General features: G+C 56.1%; 11 protein-coding genes and 1 pseudogene. 6 read left to right on the forward strand and 6 right to left on the reverse strand.

Going from position 1 to position 16,427, the window contains the following annotated elements; translation table 11 throughout:
- The first annotated feature begins 11 nt into the window (after positions 1 to 11).
- Positions 12 to 587, forward strand: a complete 576-nt coding sequence (pagP, locus tag ACMYSN_RS24645; RefSeq protein WP_154144836.1) for a lipid IV(A) palmitoyltransferase PagP — start codon at positions 12 to 14, stop codon at positions 585 to 587.
- A 10-nt stretch (positions 588 to 597) separates the two neighbouring features.
- On the opposite strand, the gene ACMYSN_RS24650 is transcribed toward pagP, so the two are convergent.
- The 3 genes from ACMYSN_RS24650 to ACMYSN_RS24660 are packed head-to-tail and all read right to left on the reverse strand — an operon-like array spanning position 598 to position 5,707.
- Positions 598 to 1,521: an acyltransferase gene (locus tag ACMYSN_RS24650; RefSeq protein WP_462498338.1), complete on the reverse strand. Its 924-nt coding sequence runs from the start codon at positions 1,519 to 1,521 to the stop codon at positions 598 to 600.
- A gap of 38 nt (positions 1,522 to 1,559) precedes the next feature.
- A complete protein-coding gene (locus ACMYSN_RS24655; RefSeq protein WP_462496501.1) occupies positions 1,560 to 4,622 on the reverse strand; it encodes an efflux RND transporter permease subunit in 3,063 nt (1,020 codons plus the stop codon).
- Positions 4,622 to 5,707 (reverse strand): efflux RND transporter periplasmic adaptor subunit, encoded by a 1,086-nt coding sequence (locus ACMYSN_RS24660; protein WP_462496502.1) that lies wholly within the window; start codon positions 5,705 to 5,707, stop codon positions 4,622 to 4,624. Before ACMYSN_RS24660 ends, ACMYSN_RS24655 begins: the two co-directional genes overlap by 1 nt.
- Positions 5,708 to 6,239: 532 nt before the next feature.
- Here ACMYSN_RS24660 and ACMYSN_RS24665 point away from each other — a divergent pair.
- The 4 genes from ACMYSN_RS24665 (at position 6,240) to ACMYSN_RS24680 (ending at position 10,591) form a co-directional block, all read left to right on the forward strand.
- Positions 6,240 to 6,671, forward strand: coding sequence for a universal stress protein (locus ACMYSN_RS24665; protein WP_154144828.1), 432 nt, complete (start codon positions 6,240 to 6,242; stop codon positions 6,669 to 6,671).
- Positions 6,672 to 6,721: 50 nt separating this feature from the next.
- Entirely contained in the window at positions 6,722 to 9,409 is a 2,688-nt protein-coding gene (locus ACMYSN_RS24670) for a cation-transporting P-type ATPase (protein ID WP_462496503.1), read from the forward strand.
- 205 nt (positions 9,410 to 9,614) lie between these two features.
- The gene (locus tag ACMYSN_RS24675) at positions 9,615 to 10,214 is read left to right on the forward strand and encodes a hypothetical protein (RefSeq protein ID WP_462496504.1); all 600 of its coding nucleotides are present in this window, start codon (positions 9,615 to 9,617) and stop codon (positions 10,212 to 10,214) included.
- Positions 10,214 to 10,591, forward strand: coding sequence for a type II toxin-antitoxin system YafO family toxin (locus ACMYSN_RS24680; RefSeq protein ID WP_462496505.1), 378 nt, complete (start codon positions 10,214 to 10,216; stop codon positions 10,589 to 10,591). Before ACMYSN_RS24675 ends, ACMYSN_RS24680 begins: the two co-directional genes overlap by 1 nt.
- A gap of 172 nt (positions 10,592 to 10,763) precedes the next feature.
- Here ACMYSN_RS24680 and ACMYSN_RS24685 read toward each other — a convergent pair.
- Both ACMYSN_RS24685 and ldcA read right to left on the reverse strand, forming a co-directional pair.
- Positions 10,764 to 12,431 (reverse strand): annotated as a pseudogene (locus ACMYSN_RS24685) (potassium/proton antiporter); the annotation flags it as partial.
- A gap of 91 nt (positions 12,432 to 12,522) precedes the next feature.
- On the reverse strand, positions 12,523 to 13,437 hold the full coding sequence (ldcA, locus tag ACMYSN_RS24690; protein ID WP_462496506.1) for an LD-carboxypeptidase: 915 nt from the start codon (positions 13,435 to 13,437) through the stop codon (positions 12,523 to 12,525).
- A 95-nt stretch (positions 13,438 to 13,532) separates the two neighbouring features.
- Here ldcA and emtA point away from each other — a divergent pair, with 95 nt between their 5' ends.
- On the forward strand, positions 13,533 to 14,144 hold the full coding sequence (gene emtA / locus ACMYSN_RS24695) for a membrane-bound lytic murein transglycosylase EmtA (protein WP_123754838.1): 612 nt from the start codon (positions 13,533 to 13,535) through the stop codon (positions 14,142 to 14,144).
- Positions 14,145 to 14,192: 48 nt separating this feature from the next.
- On the opposite strand, the gene ACMYSN_RS24700 is transcribed toward emtA, so the two are convergent.
- A complete protein-coding gene (locus ACMYSN_RS24700) occupies positions 14,193 to 16,313 on the reverse strand; it encodes a TonB-dependent siderophore receptor (RefSeq protein ID WP_462496507.1) in 2,121 nt (706 codons plus the stop codon).
- Positions 16,314 to 16,427 lie beyond the last annotated feature (114 nt).

Consider the following 16,427-nt stretch of genomic DNA (forward strand, 5'->3'; position numbering starts at 1 on the left):
AGGAAAAACCTATGCAACAGTGTCGGCCGATCGTGTGGGGAACTCTGATGCTTTTCGCTTCTGCTGTGCAGGCTGAGGAGCCGGTTTACGGTGAAAAGCGTATCAGCGGCTGGTGGAACTGGCTGAAAAATGACGTTTCGCAAACCTGGAACCAGCCGCAAAACTATGACCTGTATCTGCCGTTTCTGAGCTGGCACAACCGCTTAACCTACGATAAAGAGAAAACGGATAACTACAATGAGATGCCCTGGGGCGGCGGCTTCGGCTTCTCTCGTTATCACGATGACGGTGACTGGAGTTCGCTGTATGCCATGATGTTTAAGGATTCGCATAACAAATGGCAGCCGATCGTCGGCTACGGCTGGGAGAAGGGCTGGTATCTGGATAGCCAGAAGGATTTCCGCCTCGGACTCGGGGTGACCGCCGGGATCACCGCCCGTGATGATTTCGCGAATTACGTCCCTTTGCCGATTATTCTGCCGCTATTCTCCGCCAGCTACCGGCGGCTGAGCGTACAGTTCACCTATATTCCCGGCACCTACAACAACGGTAACGTCCTGTTTGCCTGGCTCCGTTATGGCTTTTAAACCCGCACTATTAAAGGGTGATCACTTTTTTAGCGACAGAATTTGATAGCGCCAGCATTGAAATCAATACCGAGGCGATAAACGTCAGGGCAATCAGAATTAATTTTGTTGTCAGCGACCCGATGGGAATAAGAGTGCTAAGCAGATGGAAAATGGAGTAATGAAGAATATAGACCCCGGTCATCGTTTTGCTGATTGCCGCCAGAATACTCTCTTTAAACTCACTGTTTTTGCGAAAACGGACGCCGTTTGCCGCAATAACCAGCGCGACAACCAGAATATAAATTTGTGAACCCGTCAGAATGAACGCATTTCTATCGGCCTTAAACAGCGCAAAAAAGAAATGACGTTCATAAAACCAGGTGAAAATATAAATAAACGGGATGGCGATCATCGCGGCTTTAACCACCTTATCGCGACTAAGCCAGCGAACAACCAGCGGATCGTTAAACAGCTGGCCGGTTAAATAGAACAGCAGCCAGGTCCACAGGCGATACTGCGGCGCCAGAGTCAGCGCATGAATGTCGGGGTAGAGAGCCGCCAGCAGATCGTAGCCGTATGAGAGAAGCAGCAAGCCGGACACCACGCTAAAAAACAGCCTTCTGCGCAGGCTTAGCCATTCGACCACCGGGTGAAAGGTATAAATCACAATAAAGGCGAAGACAAACCACGGCTGGATAAGATAGCCGCGTTGGTAAGGCTCCCAGAGATAGTAAATCGTCACCCAGAACAGAAAGACGATCACCACGCTTTTAATTTTGCCCATCTGCCAGCGGGCGTTGTGCCGGGACTGCGCATCGAGATAGCCCGCCACCACAAAAAACAGCGGGGTGGCGATGGTCGAGATAAACGTCAGAAAACCGAGGATCCAGTGATAGTCGTAATCATAGCGATCCCAGGTGTTATAGATGGTAAAGAACGTTACCGCCGTCATGCATCCCAGCGTTTTAATAATATTCAACCCGGTGGTGTTCATTGTGGTTGCGACTTATCCTCGTGGTGGAAACAGGCGTAAATCACCGGCAGAACCAGCAACGTCAGGATGGTCGCGAAACCGAGCCCAAACATGATAACTACCGCCATACTCTGGAAGAACACGTCCAACAGCAGCGGCGCCAGCCCGAGCACGGTGGTGAAGGCGGTGAGCAGAATAGGGCGCAAGCGCGAGGTTGCCGCATAGAGAATCGCCTCGTGCTGCGGTTTTTCCTCTTTTTGCTGTTCAATCTCTTCCACCAGCACGATGCCGTTGCGGATCAGCATGCCACTCAGGCTCAGTAAACCGATAAGCGCCATAAAGCCGAACGGGATGCCGGTCATTAAAAAGCCCGGCGTCACGCCGATCAGCGCCAGCGGCACGGTCAGCCAGATGGCAACGGCATTTTTCAGCGAGCTGAACATCAGCACGGTGATGACAAACATCACCAGATACCCTAATGGCAGGGTGGTGAACAGTCCTTGCTGCGCTTCGCTGGAGTTCTCCGCATCACCTCCCCACTCAATGCTGTATCCGTGCGGCAGGCTGAGCGCGTTAATCTGCGACTGCACGCGCGCCAGAACGTCGCCCGGGGTTTGATTGCTCAGCGGATCCGGATCGGTCATCACCGTGAGTACGCGGCTGCGGTCGCGGCGGAGAATCAACGGGTCTTCCCATTCGAGGTTAAAGCCGCTGACGACGTTGCTCAGCGGAATATATTGCTGACGGCTTTGGCTCCACACCAGCACGTTGTTCAGATGGTTCGCATCCTGACGTTCATCGGCTGGCGGGCGCACCACTACCGGTAGCAGGTCTGCCCCTTCGCGGTATAGCCCCGCGCGGCTGCCGGAAAAGTTCATCTGCAGCGCCTCATCGATATCCTGCTTATCGACGCCCAGTTCCCGGCCCAGAGTGGGTGAATACTGCGGGCGAATCGTTTTGCTGCGGTTTTGCCAGTCGTTACGCACGCTGCTGATAGCCGGATCTGCCGTGAGGATCGTGCTCACCTGGCTGGCTATCAGTCGCAATCTGTCGGGGTCTGGGCCTTTAACTCGTACCTCGATGGCGCTGTCACCGGACGGGCCGAACATCACCCGCTTGCTGCTGGCATTCACCTGCGGATAGTTGCGGGCAATATAGGCATCCACGTGGCGAGTGAGGGCGGCAATGTTGCGCTGGTCGTCCATGCGCACCATGATCTGCGCATAGTTGCTGTACTGCCGCTGGCCGCTGTAGGTGAGGATAAAGCGCATGCTGCCCTGGCCGACGGTTGCCACGGTAGTGACCACGCCGGGCTGGCCGTTAATCGCGGTTTCGATATCGCTGGCCATTTTTTCCGTCGAAGCGATATCGGTGCCGTAGGGCAGCCACAGATCAACAAAAAAGATCGGCGTGTTGGATGACGGGAAAAAGTTCTGCCGCACCGAGCCGAATCCCCAGATAGCGGCGGCCAGCAGCGCGGCCATCACCACCAGGGTGGCGGTTTTCTGCAGCAACAGGGCGTTGAGGATCTTCTGATAGCTGCGGTAAAAGCCGCCACGGTAGGGATCGGCCTCGGCGGTGGGCGCCGGGGAGGCGCTGCCTTTGAACAACCACCATTTGATCAGCACCGGGGTAATGGTGAGCGCCGAGAACCAGCTGAGCATCAGGGAAATCAACAGCACCTGGAACAGCGATTTGCAATATTCCCCGGTCGAGTCCTGCGACAGGCCGATAGGCGCAAAGGCGAGGATCGCAATCACGGTTGCCCCCAGCAGAGGCAGGGCGGAACGGCGGATCACATAGTTGATGGCGGTGAGCAGCGTCGATCCCTGCTGGCGAGCAATCAGCACCCCTTCGACGATCACAATGGCATTATCGACCAGCATACTGAGGGCGATAATCAGCGCCCCCAGCGAAATCCGCTGCAGCTCAATGCCCCACAGATACATAATCAGCAGCGTGCCCAGCACGTTGAGGGCCAGCGAGAAGGCAATGATAATCCCGCTGCGAACCCCCATAAAAATCAGCAGCACGCCGACAACAATAGCCAGCGCCATCAGGAAATTAGTGATAAAGCCGTTAACCGAGTGGCCGACTTCCGCCGCCTGATCGTAGAACAGATCGATATGGATCCCGGCAGGTTTTTCCGCCGACATTTGGGCAAGCTTTGCCTCCAGCGCGCGGCCAACATCAATGACGTTGACGCCTGGAATAAACGACACGCCCATCGTCACCGCCTGGCGACCATTGGCGTGGTAGATGCTGGAGGGCGTTTCGCTCAGGCCGCGGGATATTGTCGCAATATCCCGCAAACGGGTGGCGGCCCCCGTACCGTGCGGGTTGATCGGCAGGTCGCCCAGCTCGTCGATATTCTCAAATTCCCCGGTCGGATGCAGGCGAATGGACTCGCTACCAGATCTGATCTCCCCGGCGCTGGAAACGACGTTCAGGCGGCCGAGAATGGCTGAAAGCTGGCTGAGCGTAATGCCGCGGGCGGCCATTTTAGGCAAAGAGATATCAATATTAACTTGCTGGGGGATCTCGCCGCCGATGGCGACTTTGCCGACGCCGGGCACCAGTACCAGCTCCCGACGCAGCTGTTCGGCGTAGCGGGCTAGCTCTGGGTTGGTAAAATTATCGCCGGAAATGGCAAAGAAGAAGCCGAACACGTCGCCGAAATCATCGTTTACGAAAGGAGTAACCACCCCTGGCGGGAAGAGGCGGGCCGCATCGCCGACCCGGCGCCGCAGCTCATCCCAAATTTGCGGCAGCTCGTTGGAGTGGTAATTCGAGGCGATATTAACGGTAATCTGCGACAGTCCGTTGGATGAAATCGAGCTGACGTTATCGAGATAGGGCAGCTGTTGCAGGGCGTTTTCCAGCGGAAGGGTGACCTCTTCTTCGACCTGCTGCGCCGATGCGCCCGGATAGTGGGTAATGACCACCGCCGTTTTGATGGTAAAGGCCGGGTCTTCCAGGCGGCCGATATTGAGCAAGGCGAAGATACCGCCAACGCCCAGCAGCAGAATGGATAACCACACGCGAACGGGATTATTAATAAACTGGCGAGAGATATCCATTACAGGCCTCGTTCACGCGTCCAGATACGCACCGGCTGTTGCGCATGCAATTCGTTTACGCCAGCCGCCACCACGCGCTCGCCGACGCTGAGTCCCTCGGTGATCACCACCCCCTGGGTTGTGACCTGCCCGACCCGCACTTTGCGGTCTTCCAACTGCAGCTGTTCTCCATCACCTTTGATCACCCACACGTGTGGCTCATTGCGTTGATGATTATCGGGATTGAACACCGCTTCAACCGGAACCACCAGCGCTTCGCGTCCCGCGTTGGCGGGCAGGTTTGCCAGATTTATCGTCACGGTGCCGCTGACGCCGCCCACCGTCGGGAAGTCTGCCGGGCGTGGCATGGTCAAAATCACCTGCCAGGTGAGGGTATTGTTGTCGCTGCTGCCGGAATGCTCTTTGTACTCGGCGGTGAACTGGCGATCCGGCAGGGAGTTGATTTTCACGATCGGGCGATACTGCGCGTTGCGGATATCAAAGGCGGTAAACAGGTTTTCCGGGATGCTGAACACCACGTCGAGGAGATCGGTGCGCGTCAGGGTCACAACGGTCTGGCCAGCGGCAACCACCTGGTGATTGCGGACCGGCACGCTGGCCGCAATCCCGCTAAACGGCGCGTTAAGCGTCATCTGGTCGAGCTCTTCGCGGGCAATTTTCAGCGCGGCATTGGCCGAATCACGGCTGGCACGTTGGACGTCCATTTCGGCTTTTGAAATTGCCTGGCGGCCTGCGAGGGTCTGAAAACGGTCGAACTGCCGCTGTGCGAGTGTGGCGGCGGTTTGTCGTTCATTTAAACGCTGCTGAGCTTCCCGCGCGTTGAGACGGGCTAGCGCCTGTCCTTGCGTGATACTTGCCCCCTGGCGCACGTCGAGTGATTCAATCTGGCCGCCGCGTTTAAACGATAGATCCGTAGAGTCCCCGGACTCGATACGCGCAGGGAAAATACGCTGCTGTGAATCGCCGACGGCAGTCACCTCCACCACTTTGACCATTCGCGGAAGTGGTGTGACCTGCGGCGTTTTCTGATCGCAAGCTGTTGTTATTAAAATAACAACAGGAATGAGAGAAAAATAACGGTTCACTGTATTCCCCTCAGAGCTAAATGGTTTGTTTTACATATTGTTTACAATCGTTAGGCTTATTCAGCCAAAGCAGAAACAACGACATAAGTTAATAACCCTGTGGCCGTGCAGGCGATTATTGCCAGGGCGATAAAGAGGCTCAGGCGAAACAGATTATAACCAAACATCGTTACTCCTTCAGTGTTAATCATATGGCAAGAAATATCTCATCTACTTAATTATTGAATGGTTTTTGCAGGCGCTGTTGCTCCTGATTATGAGCATAGTCGTAGAAAAGCGGAAATGTTAAAAAGAGTAAAAATTGCCCTTATGTCGACGATTTGCTGCGGTTTTCAGCTGATTTGTCTGAGAGTGGCGGACTCTGTGATATTTTTTAATATAATAATTGGTAGTTTCATAATGTTAACAGTCCTGTGCTACGTTTAATTATACCGACTTCTGCGCCAGCTTTGGTTCTTGAGATTCTTTCCTCAATACGACACGTTGGGCGTTATTCGCTCTCTATTCTATTGGTAACAAAAGGATTGTTTCTATGTATAAAAATATACTGGTCCCGGTTGATGTCTTTGAAATCGGCCTGGCCGACAAAGCGTTATCCCATGCACAATTTCTGGCTAAAAGCGCTTCCGGGAAAATTCACTTACTACACGTAAACCCACTTTTCTCTCCTGAACTAACCCGCGGATTTATTTCTGATGCGCGAAAAATGGATGACTATCTGATTAAAAACTCTGAGGAAAAACTTAGCGAGTTGGCCAAAAAGTCGACCCTCGACGAGAGTGATATCCGCATTCATGTACGCAGCGGCAATATCCGTGATGAAGTGATAAAGCTGGCCGATGAACTGCAGGCTGACGTGGTGATTATTGGCTCGCGCAACCCCAATATTCAGACGCATTTGCTGGGTTCTGAGGCGGCAAGCATCGTTCGTTATGCTCACGTTCCGGTTTTTGTTGTGCGTTAAGGGCGGCCTGACGCTGTTCTGATTTCCGTTACAGGAGTGAGGGGATAACTATGAGTACAGACAAACCGGCAGGCCCGTTCTACAGGCTCTCCGTCGATGAAACCCTGACCAGCACCAACAGTTCCTCCGAAGGTATTAGCAGCGCTGAAGCGGCCTCGCGACTCCAGCAGTACGGCGAGAACGCGTTACCGCAAAAGCCGGGCAAGCCCGCGTGGCTACGCTTCCTGGCGCATTTCAACGATGTCCTGATTTACGTCCTGCTGGCTGCCGCGCTCTTGACGGCGGTCATGGGGCACTGGGTCGATACCCTCGTGATTCTGGGGGTCGCGGTTATCAACGCCCTGATCGGGCATATTCAGGAAAGTAATGCGGAAAAATCGCTGCAGAGCATTCGCAATATGCTGTCCAGCGAAGCGGTGGTCGTCCGTCAGGGCAACCATGAAACGGTGCCAACCACCGCGCTGGTGCCTGGGGATATCGTGGTGATCCGCGCCGGCGACCGAATCCCGGCCGACCTGCGGGTGATTGAAGCCCACAATCTGCGGGTGGAAGAGGCGATACTCACCGGCGAGTCGACGGTGGTGGAAAAAAGCACCGACGCGCTGAGCGGCGACCTGCCCCTCGGCGATCGCACCAATCTGCTGTTTTCGGGAACTACGGTCAGCTCCGGCGGGGGCAAAGGCCTCGTGGTAGCGACCGGCGGCGATACCGAGCTTGGCCATATCAACCAGATGATGGCGGATATTGAAAAGCACCGGACACCGCTGCTGGTTCAGATGGATAAGCTTGGCAAAGCCATCTTTATCATCATTCTGGTGATGATGGCGGCGCTGTTTGTCTTCAGCCTGCTGTTCCGCGATATGCCGGTTTCAGAGCTGATGCTCTCACTGATCAGCCTTGCGGTGGCGTCGGTGCCGGAAGGGTTGCCGGCGATCATCTCGATCATTCTCTCGCTCGGCGTGCAGACCATGGCGCGGCAGAAAGCGATCATTCGTAAGCTGCCGACCGTTGAGACCCTCGGGGCGATGACGGTGATTTGCTCGGACAAAACCGGGACGCTGACCATGAATGAGATGACGGTCAAAGCCGTCATTACGGCGGATACCGTCTATCGGGTTGAAGGCGATAGCTATGAGCCGATTGGTAATATTCATCCTGTAGATGGTTCCGGGCCGGTGGTGGTTGCCCCCGGTACGCTGCTTGAGCGCTATTTGCGAACCATAGATCTCTGTAATGACAGCCAGCTGATCAAGGATGAAACCGGGTTATGGAAAATCACCGGCGGCCCAACGGAAGGGGCGCTGAAGGTGCTGGCAGCGAAAATCGCGCTGCCAGCGCTGACAACCGAGTTGCGCAGTAAGATCCCTTTCGATTCGCAGTACAAATATATGTCTACGCTGTATCGGATCGGTGATGAAGAGATGATCTTAATTACCGGCGCGCCGGATGTACTGTTCCGGCTGTGTCAGCAGCAGCAGACGGATGATGGTCTGCAGCCGCTGGATCAGCCCTACTGGGAAGCCAAAATTGAAGAGTACGCGCGGGAAGGGTTGCGCATGGTGGCGGCGGCGTGGAAACCTGCGGCCAGCGGGCAAACTGAGCTGACGCACCAGGATTTACAGCAAGGGGTGATCCTCCTCGGTATTGCCGGGATGATGGACCCGCCGCGTCCGGAGGCGATTACGGCGATTGGCGACTGCCTGCAGGCGGGGATCCGGGTGAAGATGATCACCGGCGATCATCCGCAAACGGCGATGAGCATCGGCAAAATGCTCGGCATTGGCAATGCGGAAAATGCCATCACCGGACGTGAACTGGAGGTGATGGACGACCTGCAGCTCAGCGAAGCCGCGCAGAAATTTGATATTTTCGCCCGTACCAGCCCGGAAGATAAATTCCGCCTGGTGCAGGCGCTGCAGAGCAGAAAAGAGGTAGTAGGGATGACCGGCGACGGGGTCAACGATGCGCCGGCGCTGAAGCAAGCTGATGTCGGGATTGCCATGGGCATCAAGGGCACCGAGGTGACCAAGGAAGCGGCCGACATGGTGCTGACGGATGATAACTTCGCCACCATCGCCAGTGCGGTCAGAGAAGGGCGGCGGGTGTACGATAACCTGAAGAAAACCATCCTCTTTATTATGCCGACTAACCTGGCGCAGGGGCTGTTAATCATCATTGCGCTGCTGGCGGGCAATTTAATCCCATTGACCCCGGTGCTGATCCTCTGGATGAACATGGCGACCTCCGCCACGCTCTCCTTCGGTCTGGCGTTTGAGGCCGGCGAGAAGAACATTATGCAGCGGCCGCCGCGGGATCCAAAACTGCATGTGATGGATGGTTTTGCTATCTGGAGGGTGATATTTGTTGGTTCGATGATTGCCGTGAGCGCCTTCGTTCTGGAAGCCTGGCTCCAGCCGCGCGGCTACTCGCCGGAGTTTATTCGCACCGTCCTGCTGCAAACCCTGGTAACGGCCCAGTGGTTTTATATGCTCAACTGCCGCATATCCGACGGCTTTTCTCTGAGTAAAGGATTGCTGGCAAATCGCGGTATCTGGATCGTCAGCGGCGTCCTGCTGGTGTTGCAGCTGCTGATCATCTACGCGCCGTTTATGCAGATGCTGTTCGGGACCACCGCGCTGCCGTTCCGCTACTGGGTGATCACCTTTATCATCGGATTTGTGATGTTCCTGATTGTGGAAGTGGAAAAGCCGTTAACCCGCAAATGGCGTACCGCCTGAAGCAAGGGGCCACCGAGTTGCGCATTACCCAGCCCGCTTATGTTCAGACTGAGCGGGCTTTTTCATGATGACGCGGGGTTGTGCAAAAGAGAAAAAAGGCTCTGGAGCGTATAATATTGGCAGGGCGCACGGGTTACTTGCGATGGACTTTTGTCACTGGCTATTTAATGCGCTACCATGAGACCTCATTTACCAGGTTTTAAATATGAAAAAAATGAAAAAGAGCAGAGCAGCATCTATGGCAGCGTTAATGGCGCTGTCGATGGGGCCGATCCCTGCTAATGCTGTGGGTTATCGGGATATCACGCCGCACAGCACTGATGCGAATACCACACTGCAGTCGCTGCATGAAGAAGTGGTATATATCTCAATCAGCGAGGCAACCAGACTACTGGCTGAAATTGCGGAGCGTCAGCGTTTCCACCTGATAAACTTGCGTACTGAATGGGAAGTAAAACAAACGCCCATTGATATGAAAAAGCAGTCCCCCCTTGTTCAGAAACATCTGGTAAAAGAGTATAAACAACGGATTACCATTGCAGCGGGTTATATCGAAGCGGTAAAAATGGCCCTTCAGGAAACCAAGGATGAAGCGCTACGAAAAGAGATAACCACGTTCGGGCGTGCAGCTGCAAAATTACGTAATACGGCAGAAGATACACTGGCGTTCATTGAACAGACCAACCCGCCCAAAAAAACGTCATCAACGCCGATTAGCGCCAGTGGGGATGATGTCAGAGCGTTAATTCACGCTGAGCATAAAGCGCTGGGGCTTAATCCACCGGGTTTTGATCGGGTTTCATAATGGTGAGAGTTTCTGTTCACAAGGATGTTGAACTGCCTGAGATCGCTGCGCAATATGCCCAGGTGCTGGAGATCTGGAAGAAACACCACGCACTCCCTGATTTTTTCGGCAATGAGGGGCAGTGGGAAGAGAATCGCAGGTTGTGCGATTCTTACGTTTACAAAATCCATATTCAGCTTCCCGATCAACCAGCCTGGAAGCAGCACACTCCTCAGGCAGCCAGAAAATCAAATCATTATCTCGTCTACTCGCGGCACTGGCTGGATGACGATCGCTATCAGGTTATCAGCATCATGAGTCCTGATGCCCATGAAAAAGCCAAAACCTCATTTATAACTGAGCTTGAGCGCCGGGCAGAAGAATTCCAGAACAGTTAAACAAAAGCCTCGCATCTGCGAGGCTTTTGTTTTTTCGCGTTCTTTATGTGGACCGTTGATTTATAAAATATAAATATCAAGTGATTAGGTGTTGATATGAGGCGGGTTACTCCGCCTCATCTTCTGCGACGCGAACCCCGACCTTCAGAACGTGGTCATCCTCTTTTTCCGCGACCGTCCACAGCATGCCGGCGAATTCTACCTGGTCACCGACAACCGGGGCGGCGCCGAGCAGATGCTGAACCACATCGCCCAGCGACTGCTGGCTATCGTTAAAATCATCCACGCCATCGAGGCCGTAAATTTGCGCCACATCGACGAATTTGGCGCTGGCATCGAGAATAAAGTCCCCGAAGAAACGCTGGTCGAGCGCCACCGGCGGCGACTGGCTGAACATTTTACCCAGCGCCGGCAGGTCACGCTCGCGGCCAATCACGCACAGAATATCCCCTTCCAGCAGGCGGGTGCTGCCGGTCGGGTGCAGCAGGACATTGTCGCGGAACAGGGCGGCAATACGGGTTTCCGGCGGCATATGTAAATCACGCAGCGCCGCGCCAACACACCATTTGTCTGCGCTGAGCTGGTAGACGAACTGCTCCCAGGGATTTTCCGGGTGAATATCCAGCCCGACGCGGGAAATAGGCCAACCGACCGGCGGTACCACCACTTTGGCTTTTTTGGCCGCCCAGGAGAGGGACGTCCCCTGTAGCAGCAGCGATACCAGCACCACGAAGAAGGCGACATTGAAAAACAAGCGCGCGTTTTCAAGGCCGGCCATCATCGGGAAGACGGCGAGAATGATCGGCACCGCGCCGCGCAGCCCCACCCAACTGATAAACACCCGCTCGCGCAGGTTAAACCCGCGAAACGGCAGCAGACCGGCAAACACCGACAGCGGACGGGCCACAAAAATCATCCACATGGAGAGCAGCAGCGCCGGGATGGCGATAGGCCACAGATCCGACGGGGTGAGCAGCAGCCCGAGCACCAGGAACATGGCAATCTGCGCCAGCCACGCCAGTCCGTCGAAGTTTTGCAGGATCCCATGACGGTTACGAATCGGTCGGTTCCCCAGCAGGAAGCCGCACAGATATACCGCCAGAATGCCGCTGCCGTCGAGGGTGGTGGTCACCGCAAAAATCATAATCCCGCCGCTGAGCGCCAGCAAAGGATAGAGCCCGGTCGGTAGCACGATGCGGTTTATCATCTGCAACAGCAGATAACCTCCGCCGAGGCCAATCGCAATCCCGAGGCCGAACTGCTGCACGATATGGACGGCGAACATCCAGCTCAGGCCGCTTTCATGCTGCTGAATCATCTCGATAAGCGTAATGGTCAGGAACACCGCCATCGGGTCATTGCTGCCGGATTCGATCTCCAGGGTGGAGCCGACGCGTTCGTTCAGGCCTTTGCCGCCGAGCAGCGAGAATACCGCCGCCGCATCGGTGGAGCCGACAATCGCGCCGATCAGCAAGCCTTCGATAAGATCGAGATGGAACAGCCAGGCGGCCATTAGCCCGGTCAGGCAGGAGGTGATCAGGACGCCGACGGTCGCCAGCGAGAGCGCGGGCCAAAGGGCAACGCGAAAAGAGCTGGCCTGGGTGCGCATACCGCCGTCAAGCAGGATCACCGCCAGCGCCAGGTTACTCACCATGTACGCGAAAGGGTAATTGTCAAAAGGGATGCCGCCGATACCGTCAACCCCGGCCAGCATACCAATGGCAAGGAAGATAACCAGAATCGGGATGCCCAGGCGCGAAGAAAAGGAACTCAATAAAATGCTACAGGTTACTAATACAGAACCCAGAATAAACAGGCTAATGATCGCACCGGCGTCCAATGTTGACGTACTCCTTACTGCGTGAATTTTTTAGACAATGAGGCTCAGTTTACCAACCCTCGGAGTATCCTGAAATGTGTAACAGAAGATTTTATTCTGTTAGCACCGGATGCCCGCTGAGCGTTAAGGTGGTGGTGATGTCGCGATGCACCAGCCGCGCGTTTGCGCCAAGCGGCAGAGTGACGGTTCGCTGTTCGTGGCCGAAATCCAGCCCGCTAATCACCGGGATATCCAGTTGCGTGCGCAGATAGTCGTAGACCGCCGGCAGGTCATAACCGGCGTCGTAATCGTTCGGGTTCGCGCCGCTGAAACTGCCGAGGATCAGCGCCCGCTGGCGGGCGAGAACGCCGCTGTGCAGCAGTTGCAGCAGCATGCGCTCGACGCGGAACGGATGCTCGTTAATATCTTCCAGCACCAGAATGCCGTCGCTAATCTGCGGCATCCACGGGGTGCCCATCAGCGACGTGAGCATCGCCAGGTTGCCGCCCCACAGGGTGCCTTCGACATCACAGGGCTGGCCATCGCCCGGCCATTCAAGGGTAAATTCCGGGCTGCGCAGCGCCTGCCAGAAATGGTGCCATGTAAACGCGTTCATCGTTTCCGCACCAAAGTTACCTGCCAGCATCGGACCGCTGAAGGTGATTATGCTACCCTTTGCCAGCAGGCCCATTTGAATCGCTGTGAAATCACTGTGGCCACAGATTAAAAGCGGATTTTCCCGCTGGCGTGCGGCCAGGGCCTGCCAGTCGATATCCGGCAGCAGGCGGCTGGCACCGTAGCCGCCGCGCACTGGCATCACGATGCGGTTACGGCCTTCGAGGGTAGCCAACTGGTTAATATCGTTCAGGCGCTCATGTTCAGTTCCGGCAAAGCGCTGTTGCCGACGGGGGATGACCTCCTGGTGCATCACCTGATGTCCGGCCTCCTGCAGACGTTCAACGCCGCGGAGCGCCGCCTCCTGGTTAATGCAGTAGCCTGAAGGGGCAACCAGATAAAACTGAGACATGACAATTCCTTGCTAAGAATGAAAGGGTTATCATGCCGCCTGGAGGGATTATTGTCATCTCCAGACGGCAAACTTCAGCCAATAAGGATAGATGTGTGAAATTGAGATGGTGTGTTTTTTTGATGGTATTGTTGGCCGGTTGTAGCTCGAAAAAGGATTATCGTAACCCGCCGTGGAACGCTGAAGTTCCGGTCAAGCGGGCGATGCAGTGGATGCCGATCAGTGAAAAAGCCGGTGCGGCGTGGGGAGTTGACCCGCAGCTGGTGACGGCGATTATCGCCATTGAATCCGGCGGTAACCCAACGGTGGTCAGTAAATCCGGCGCGGTAGGCCTGATGCAGCTGAAGCCTTCAACATCGGGTCGCGACGTTTACCAACGTATGGGCTGGCGGGGTGAGCCGTCGGTGAGCGAGCTGAAAAATCCCGAACGCAATATCTCGATGGGGACCGCTTACCTGAGCATCCTCGAAAACGGCCCGCTTGCCGGGATCAAAGACCCGCAGGTGATGCGCTATGCGGTAGTCGTTTCCTATGCCAACGGCGCCGGGGCGCTGCTGCGCACGTTCTCTTCGAATCGCCAGGATGCGATTGATGAGATCAACGATATGGATGCCGATGAGTTCTTTGAACACGTGGCGAAAAAGCATCCGGCACCACAGGCCCCCCGCTATATCTGGAAGCTGCAGCAGGCGCTGGACGCCATGTAGCCATCTGGAGCAGGCCCCCGGCTGGTACCTGACCACCGGGGGCGTTTATCAGAAGTCGTAGCCGACGGTGGCGGTGATGCTACGCTCGGCGCCCCAGTAGCAGTTGCCGGTGCCGTAGCAGCCGGAGACATACTCCCGGTCGCTGAGGTTGTTGGCATTGACCTGAACAAAAGCCCCTTTCAACGACGGTGACCAGACGCCGAGATCGGCGCGGACCATCGCATCCAGCAGCGTTACCGACGGCAGACGCTCGGTGTTGGCATCATCAGCCCACTGTTTACCAATATAGCGCACGCCAGCTCCCGCGCTGATCCCGGCCGGGAACTGATAACGAGCCCAGAATGAAGCCATCTGATCCGGCGTGAGCTGCGGCGTATTGTCGTTGGTACCATCTTTGGTGTCCTGGAAGCGCAGGCGGTTCCAGGTGTAGGAGGCCAGGGTGCTCAGCTCAGGCGTAATCTGGTTATGCATCTCCAGCTCGACCCCTTGCGAGTGAACTTTGCCGGCGGGAATAAAGGTGGCGGTGGCGATATTCGGATCGCGGGTAGCCACGTCTTTCTGGGTTAAATCATAGATGGCGATACTGTACATATCGCGGGTCCCCGGCGGCTGGAATTTCAGCCCCGCTTCCAGCTGTTCGGCGGTGGTCGGTTTCAGCAGCGTTCCGTCGGCGCCCGGCAACATCGCAGGCGTAATGGCCTGGCTGTAGCTCAGGTACGGCGAGAGGCCGTTTTCCAGGGCATACAGCAACGACGCGCGACCGCTGATATGATCATCGGAACGGCGGCTGGAGGTGCCGAAGGTATCGCTGACCTGCTGCGACACGATGCGGTCGTAACGGCCGGAAACATCGAGATGCCAGCGATCCCACACCATTTCATCCTGCAGATATATCCCGGTCTGATAGTAGCGACGATTATTGTTATCGCTGTAGGTCACGGTGTGCCCGGTTTGCGCGGTATAGCCGCTAAATGGATCGAGCGGCGAGGCGCTACCGGCACCGGTCCACAGGTCGTTGCGGAAGCGGTGATATTCCGCACCGAGGATCAGCGTATGGGCCAGTTCACCGGTGGTGAAGTCGGCACGCAGGCGGTTGTCGGTGGACCACGCATCCAGCGAGCCGCGAGAGCCGCTGTAGCCGCGCGCCAGCATATCGCTGTCGCCAACCCAGCCAACCTGGTAGACCTGATCGAGGGAGACGTTGGTATGGGTGTAGCTTCCGGCGGAGTAGGCCGACCAGGTATCGTCGAACTGATGGGTAAACTCGTAGCTGTAGATCTGCTCGCGACGCTGATAACCGTCGGACGGATCGCCTTCATTGGTACTGGTGGAGAGCTTGCGCCCGTTGTGCGCGTAGCGGGTGCCGTCCAGCGGCAGCGAGCCGTGGTAGCCACCCGACGGATCTTTTTGCAGGTAAGCGCGCAGTAACAACGAGGTGTCGGCATCCGGCTGCCAGAGCAGGGACGGAGAGATGGCATAACGCTCTTCACGGGTATTGTCGTACTGGGTGTCGCTGTTGCGCGTCATCCCGATGATCCGGTAAGCCCACTGGTCGTTAATGGCATCGGTATAATCGAAGGCGGCCCCTTTGGTGTTTTGCGTCCCGCCGCTCAGGCGGAAATGGCCTTCGGAAGTAAACTGTGGGCGTTTCGAGGTCAGGTTAACCACGCCGCCGGGCACGCTCTGGCCATACAGCGCCGAAGAGGGGCCTCTGATCACGTCAACCCGCTCGATAAACCACGGGTCAATCTGCAGGACGTTGTGGCTCCCGCCATCGCTCATCAGGCGCATGCCGTCGAGGAACAGGTTATCCACGTCGCCGCCGTGATAGCCGCGCAATGACACCGTATCAAAACGGGTCGCGCCGCCGCCAAAGCTGGAGTACACGCCTGGGGTATATTCCAGCGCCTGGCTGATGGTGTTGGCCCCCTGGTCATCCATCTGCTGGCGGGTGATCACCGAGACCGACTGCGCGGTGGTGATTAACGGCTGGTCGGTTTTGGTGGCCCCGGCGGAGGTTTTCGCGCTATAGCCCTCGGTGGGAGCGGTGGCGGAGTCAACGGGTTGCGCGGTGACGACCACTGTCTCTTCCGCCAGGCTGGCGAGAGGGAAAGCGGCGGCCAGGGCGCACAGGAGCGCGGAGCGTTTAAAGGTAGTGCGGGCGATCATGGCATAATCCTGAGTAACCGCAGCCTGGTACTCCTGTACGCCGCTACGGAAAAGGCGAAAGTGTCTTCTTTCGTAAAAAAGTAATGCGAATTATTATTGTTACTCTTTGCGTTA

Origin of the sequence: Klebsiella sp. R445 (assembly GCF_051131755.1) — a bacterium.
In the GTDB taxonomy this organism is placed as follows: Bacteria; Pseudomonadota; Gammaproteobacteria; order Enterobacterales; family Enterobacteriaceae; genus Klebsiella; species Klebsiella lignicola.